The sequence below is a fragment of the Streptomyces sp. NPDC059851 genome (genome assembly GCF_042732005.1).
In the GTDB taxonomy this organism is placed as follows: Bacteria; Actinomycetota; Actinomycetes; order Streptomycetales; family Streptomycetaceae; genus Streptomyces.
Map to the genome: position 1 here is coordinate 1 of NZ_JBHWJJ010000249.1, position 5,593 is coordinate 5,593.

The window sequence follows — 5,593 nt, forward strand, 5'->3', positions numbered from 1 at the left end:
AGCCGCCGCCGCGGCGGGGGGGGGGGGCGCCCCCGGCCCCCCCCCCCCCACCGCCCCTCACCCGTTCGGCGACCCGGCTGCCGTACGGGCGCGGGAGGCCGGGCGGGCGGGACCGGACCCGGCGGTCGCCCGGTTCCCCACCTGGTCAAGTACCCGGCAGGGGACCGCCCCCGCTCGCGGCCCGTGCGCAGGCTCGTCCCGGCCGCCAGCCACCCGCCGGGAGGCGACCGGACGCTCGGCCGCCGCCCTGCCGCCGCCCTACCGTCCCGCCGCACCCCACCACCCCAGCCCCGTACGGGCGCGGGCAGCGGCTATGCGGACCGTCCGGTCGCCCGCACCACGTCCGGATGCGTCGCCGGCACCGACGAGGGCGCACCACCGTGGTCCGCGGAGTGCCCTATGCCGCATCTCCCGCGGGCCCCACTACCCATCACCTCGCCCCGGCCGCCCCGCCCCGGGCGCGGCACCCGGGAGGCGACGGCCCTCGCCAGCCCCTCCCACCAGACCGTGCTGCCGGGCAGCAGCGAGTCGGCGTACGACGGGCAGCGCCCCGCCGACCGCTCCAGGCCCGAGACCGGACGCCACACCAACTGGGGCCGTCAGGACCAGCCGTACTGCCGCACCGGGTCGGTACCCACGCCCGCGCCTTCGGCGGCGACCCGGACGACACCACTCCGGCCTGCGGCGCCGGCACCCGGCGGCTCGTCGCGGGCGGCTCGTTAGCTGCGCCCCTCGGCAGCGGCCGCTCCCAACCGGGCACCGTCGTAGCGGGTCGGTGGACGCGCGGACACGACCGCGAACTGCCCGCGCTCCGGGTACCCGTACTCTTCGTCCACACCACCACCGGGACCGGCCGCCCCACCGCCCTGCCACTCGGCGGCCCGAGGTGACGCGGCTCGCTGACCTCTCCGAGCGGCGCCGGCTGCCCGTTCGGAAGGGACCGGTCGGGGCCCTGCGTCCGACCGGCGGCTCTGTTGTCAGTGGGTGGCGCTAAGGTCCCGTCCGTACCGGAGCTCAGGGGGTGATGCCCGGGACGCGGGGGCCGCCGCACCGTACTTCGGCCACGACGACCGGAGGGGGCGGTACCTCGTGACCACCAGCACCACCAGCACCACCAGCAGCAACATCAGCACCACGGCGGGCACGCCCGAACGCGCGACCGGGGCCGAGCTGCTCCTCAAGGCCGGGGCTGTCCTCCCGTCCGGCACCGCGGACGCCGGGCCCGGGGCCGTGGAGCTCACCGCCCGTGCCTACCGCCACCCGGGCCTGGCCGACGACGACCGCGTCGTCGTCCGCCTCGCCGCGGCCGAACTCGGCGCCGCGGAGGACCGCGCCGTCGGCTTCCTCGGCCTGGAGCCCGACGGCGAGCCGGCCGTGGTCGGCCTCGGCCGCCGCCGGACCCTCGGCTTCCCGGAGTGGCTGCTCGTCCACCACCCCCAGGACGGGGACCACGCCCTCGCCCTCGTCCCCGAACTGGAGCGGATCGCCCACCGGGCCAGGACCAAGCCCAAGGCCGCCCTGGCCGCCTGCCACGAACTGGCCGACCGGCTGGACGGCTCCCTGCCGCACTTCCTGCCCGTCGTCTGCGAGGAGGCCGCCCGCCTCTTCCTCGCCGCCGACAACCCCGCCGTCGCGGGGCAGCTGTTCGCCCGCGCCCGCAAGAGCGAGACCAGCCACGGCCTCCCCGTCGACGAGGACCGTCTCGACGCCGTCCTCCTCGAATTCGCCCTCGCAGGCGCCCTCCCGGTGCGGGTGCTCACCGGCCACGGCAAGGACCTGGAGGCGCGCCTGCCGGCCCCGGAGGCGTACGAGCGCTTCCGCCGCCTGTGCGTGCGCCGCACCCTCGGCGGCATGACACCGTCCGCCCAGGCGGCGGTCACCCTCCGCCGGCTGGCCCGCGCTGCCGGTCTCGACGCGGCCGTCGTCGAGCAGGAGTACCTGGCCGAACTGCTGCCGCTGCCCGCCGTCCCGGGCGCGAACGCGGCTTGGTGGAAGACGCACCGACGCGCGCTGACCGCTCTCGCCCGCCGGGAACCGGCCGTGCGCGGCACGCTGCTGTCCCTCATGCCCGCCTGCCACGAGGACCCGAGCGGCGAGCTGTCCGACCTGTGGCTGGAGGTCCTCGAGGAGTCGGGCGCCACCGCCGTACTGGCCTCCGCGGCGCCCGCTGCCGAGGAGCACTGCGCCGACGGCACCGCCGGCTGGCTGGAGCGGTTCCACACCGCCCGCCACTCCGGCTGGGGCAACCGGCCCGCACAGCCGCTCCTGCTCGACCTGGTGGAGCGCTCCGCCGACCGGCTGCGCACCGAACTCGCCGCGCCCGGCCGGGAGGGGGCCGCCCTGAAGGTCGGCGTCCAGGACCTCGCCCTGCTCGACCGGCTGCTCTCCCTGGGCGTACCCGTCGCCGCGCCGGCCGAGCAGGACCGGTTCGACCTGGTCGGCTGGGCCACCGCGGAAGACCGCTGCGACCTCCTGGGGATCGCCGCGGACGAGGGGTTCCGGAGCGTCCTCAAGCGCTCCCTGGACTTCTGCACCGACAGCGTGACCACCCAGGACGTCATCCGGCGCCTGGCGGCCTCGCCCGGCGGCCGGCCGGTGCTCGCCGAATGGGTGCGCGGGGTGGCCCGCGCCTGCACGGACACCGCACTGCCCGGCGCACCGGAGGCGTTCGACCGGCTCACCTGGCTGCCCGCCGAGGCACTCGCCCTCGCCGAGGCGGAGGTGGCCGCCGCCGTCGCCGTCGACATCGAGGCGTTGCTCGCCCGCACCCTTAGGGGCGGCCTGTTCGAGGAGCTGACCTGGCCCGCCTGGGAAGAGGCGGTCGCCGAGCTGGCACCGCGGCGCATCGACCGGGACCTGACCGTGGCCAGCGCCTGGCCCTACCTGATCGTGGCCAACGACCAGCAGGTCCGGGTCATCGACGCCCACGGGACCGTCCTCGAGCACGATCTGCGCATCCCCGGCAGTGCCCGACGCCACCTCGGCTTCCACTACGTCGACGGCGCGCTCCTGGTCTGCTGGTGTACCTGGTGGGGCACCGGAGCGACGCAGGGTTATTGGCACACCGCCCCCGACCGGATCTTCACCCTCGACACCGGCGCGAACCCCTGGCGTTGGAACCTCCAGTACACGGCCCTACCACTGGCCGACGGCGGTCGGACGACCGGCGCGGGCGTCCTGCACCGGGGCGACACCGCGTTGCCGGTCGAACGCCCCACCCTGTCCGACGGACGCACGTACTGGGTCTGGGACGGCGCGGACGAACCCGCGGGCTGGGCCGAGTACGACCCGGCCGGGAACACCGTGGGCCGGCGCTCCCTGCCCGCCTTCCTGGACGCGCCCCTGGACGGCTTCCCGGCGGGCAGCACCCTGTGTACGGGCCGCAGCTGGCTGCGGCCCGGGCCCGCCGTCGAGGGCTCGGTCCTCGGACAGCCCGTGGACGGCCTCTTCGGCTGGCGCGTCGTGGACGTGCCCGGTGAGGGCCACCGGGCCTGCGACACCGCTGGACGGACCGTCACCCTCACCGGGGACGACATCCCGCTCGCGGCCGTCACCTTCCCCGGCGACGACCGCCCGCGCGCGCTCTCCGCATACGGGAACCACTTCCGGCTCACCGACCCGGACGGTGCGGTCACCGCCGACTCGCGCTTCGGCACCGCCTACACCGCCACCGGCACCGCCCTGAAGGGCCTGCCGCCCGCCGGTCACTGGTTCTGCCTGCGCCCGCGCGACCCGGAGGGCTCAGCGGCGCTGCGCGCGGTGGACCGGGCTGCGGCGGCAGCACTGCTGACCGCGGCCGCCGCGAACCGGGAGGCGGAAGGCGCGGCGGAGGGCGCCGGGGCGGCCGGCGGACTGCTCGCGCCCGTGCGGGAGGCCCTGCCACAGGTCACCGACCCCGTGCTGATCCGGGGCGTCGCCGACTGGGTCGGCTTCGCCCTCGACCAGCAGGCCGCCCTCGATGCCGTCACCGCGCGCCTCACCTCCCGCGCGCCGGAAGAGACCTACCGGGAGACCCGGCCGGGCCCCTCGGACCACGACCTGGAACAGGCGCTGTCCGGCCTGATCGGCGGCGTCCACTACGGCTGGGGCGGCGGTGAGCACGACGGCGTTTTCAGTGTCCTGTCCGCCCTCGCCGGGGCCGCGCAGGACATGGAGGCGGCCGTGCCCGGCCGGCTGCACACCGAGTTGCCCAGCCTCCCGTTCACCGCCCTCGACTGGGCTCCGCTGTGGGAGCAGCCGGCCGCCCTCGCCTACCGGGCGGTCGCCGCTGCCACCACGGACGCACAGCGGCAGACCCTGCTCGCCTTCCTGCGCAAGGCCCACGACCTGGGCATGGCCTCCGCGTCCGGTAGCCCGTGGCGCCTGGCCCGGATCCACCTGACCCAGCGCGAACTCCTGAACAAGCCGGTCACCGCCCGTCACCCGTACCGCAGCAGCGTCCTGCCCCTCGGCGGCGGTGCCTTCCTCGCCACCGGCCGCCACTACGAGTCGACGAACGACGGCTTCGAGCTCGGCGTCGTCCAGTACGACCCGGCGGGCCGGTTCACCGTGCCCGAGCCCTACACACTGCGCGGGCACGGCCCCCTCGGCGACCCCGTGCGCGACCCCGACTGGCTGAACCGCTTCGTCGACGAGGCCGCGCAGCGCGGACCCGCACCGTGGCTGCCCACAGCCGTCGAAGAGTTCGCCCGGCTCACCGGCGTGTCCGGCACCGTGGCCCGGCTGGTCGTCGCCGGCCTACCAGCCGTGGACCACCACCAGCGCAGCGCCCTGACCGCCGAGCAGCGGGAGGCGATCGGCGTCAAGGCGGGCGACGCCGCCGCGGCCCGGGACGACCTCAAGCACCTGAGCGCCGACCTTCGCCGCTCCCTGGTGGCGGCACTCCTGCCCGCCGACCCGGCCCGGCTGTGGTCCGACGGCCCGGACGTGGCCGCCGCCGCCGAGGTGTGGAACAGGCAGGTAGGCCGCCGCGTCCCGGTCCCCGAATGGCTGACCACGGAGGCCCATCGGGACGTCGCCACGCGCTGGCCCGCCGTGCGCTCCCTGCCCGCGGTGCTCGACCCGGCCGCCGCGCCGCAGCTGAGCACCGACACGCGCTGGGAGTTCAAGGACGGCCGGGCGGTCCACCGGGCCCCGGACGGCGAGGCGTTCTCCCCGGACGTGCTGACCGGCACGGTGGGCATGGCCGCCTGGCTGGCCCACCGGCTGCCGGCCGGCGATCCGGTCCGGGCCCTCCTGCCGGCGGCGCTCACCGCGGTACGGGAGCGGCTCGCCGCCCCGGAGCTGCTGGTGGAGCTCGGCGCGTGCACGAACGCGGCCGAGTTCCGCACCGCCGCCGGCGCTGCGACCCGTACGGCCGAGCACTACGAGGAGTACGGAGCAGTGGTGCTGTCCCGCACCGGGGGCCTGCCCGCCCTGCGCCCGACCCTGCTCGACTCCACCGGCTCCGACCCGTACCTGCCGCTGCTGCGCGGTACCGACCAGCGGCCGTACCCCGTCGAGCTCGCGCTGCGCTGCGTCCACGACCCGCGGTTCGCGGCGCTGCTCGCCGACCCGGGTGCGCCGGCCGCGGGCGATCCGGACGTGGACGGGA

The 5,593-nt window shown here is 76.7% G+C and carries 1 protein-coding gene; it reads left to right on the plus strand.

The genetic code is table 11. The annotated features are described in order from the left end of the window. Positions 1-1,089: 1,089 nt before the first annotated feature. The coding region (locus tag ACFV7Q_RS38250; RefSeq protein ID WP_385435564.1) for a DNA-binding protein at positions 1,090-5,593 on the plus strand (4,504 nt) is incomplete at its 3' end.